The 1,432-nt window shown below is 51.8% G+C and carries 2 tRNA genes and 2 rRNA genes; all 4 read right to left on the bottom strand.

Features of this window, described 5'->3' with window-relative positions:
• Positions 1-328 (bottom strand): 23S ribosomal RNA (locus WA237_RS18625); the annotation flags it as partial.
• Positions 329-729: 401 nt separating this feature from the next.
• A tRNA-Ala gene (locus WA237_RS18620) sits at positions 730-805 on the bottom strand.
• Positions 806-974: 169 nt separating this feature from the next.
• Positions 975-1,051 (bottom strand) — tRNA-Ile (locus WA237_RS18615).
• Between the two features lie 137 nt (positions 1,052-1,188).
• A 16S ribosomal RNA gene (locus WA237_RS18610) occupies positions 1,189-1,432 on the bottom strand; the annotation flags it as partial.

Below are 1,432 nucleotides of genomic sequence, written 5' to 3'. Positions count from 1 at the left end.
CTTAATCACAGGCACTGGCCTGGTCCGCGTTCGCTCGCCACTACTAACGGAATCTCGGTTGATGTCTTTTCCTCCGGGTACTTAGATGTTTCAGTTCTCCGGGTTTGCTCTTTTAAACCTATGTATTCAGTCTAAAAGTACCTGTTTTACCGCATTATTGAATGCCACCGAAGCAGCAACAATAACACAGTATCAGGTGGGTTGCCCCATTCAGAAATCCATGGATCAAAGCTTATTCTCAGCTCCCCATGGCTTATCGCAGAGTATCACGTCTTTCATCGCCTCTTACTGCCAAGGCATTCACCAAACGCCCTTCTCGCGCTTGATTTGATCCAGAAAAAGCAAGACTTAGCGTCTCACGCGACTGCGGAAGCTGGTAAGAAACCGCAGCCCTTATTCCAGATCAAAAGCATACTTTCCCGCCCACTTCCTATGAAGTGGACTATGTCCGAACCTATGGTTCGAACTAGGTTAGTGTACTTGACTTGGACAACGCTGTTCGTTTCAGCCGGGATATCTAAGAAAGAGCGAGGAAGCACCCGTTTCAAAGACCTTCCACCGAAGTGGAACCGAACTGAGATGACCCGCTTACTTACGGGCATCAAACAGTGTTGATCGTTACTTCGGGATTGCTCCCAAAGTAACTTGTATCTCTCTATACGATGTTAAATCTCGTCCGATTGGACGGTTAAACACTCAAAAGTGCTTAACGATCTAATCGGCGGTAAATGGTGGAGCCTAGGAGGATCGAACTCCTGACCTCCTGAATGCAAATCAGGCGCTCTCCCAGCTGAGCTAAGGCCCCAGAGCTGCTTCGCAGCTCTGAGACCAAACCCGACAAGGTATTCCGAAGGAATGCCCGAGAGGGGAAAGGCCCTGCGACTGCAAAGGCAAAAGTGTTAGCGGTTTGGCTCTCGTCGATTGCCACGCAATCGACTGTCGCCGCCTGATCTTTTGCAACGCAAAAGACAGGTTGGTGGGTCGAGGAGGACTTGAACCTCCGACCTCACGCTTATCAGGCGTGCGCTCTAACCACCTGAGCTACCGACCCAGACAGGCCGGTAGGCCTGAAGTTGACTGAAGAGATATGAGGACGGCTCGGTTCTGATGTGACCGGCTTTGTTTGCCGATCTTCTGCTAAGTGTTCCACGATCAAGAGCAAGCTCAAGATGCCAGGAACATCCTTAGAAAGGAGGTGATCCAGCCGCAGGTTCCCCTACGGCTACCTTGTTACGACTTCACCCCAGTCGCTGAGCTCACCGTGGTCCGCTGCCCCCTCGAAAGGTTGGCGCACGGCCTTCGGGTAAACCCAACTCCCATGGTGTGACGGGCGGTGTGTACAAGGCCCGGGAACGTATTCACCGCGTCATGCTGTTACGCGATTACTAGCGATTCCGACTTCATGGGGTCGAGTTGCAGACCCCAATCCGAA

The sequence above is a fragment of the Roseovarius sp. CH_XMU1461 genome (assembly GCF_037027165.1).
In the GTDB taxonomy this organism is placed as follows: Bacteria; Pseudomonadota; Alphaproteobacteria; order Rhodobacterales; family Rhodobacteraceae; genus Roseovarius; species Roseovarius nubinhibens.
The sequence above is the reverse complement of the archived record's forward strand: the minus strand, read 5'-3'. Positions and strand labels throughout refer to the sequence as shown.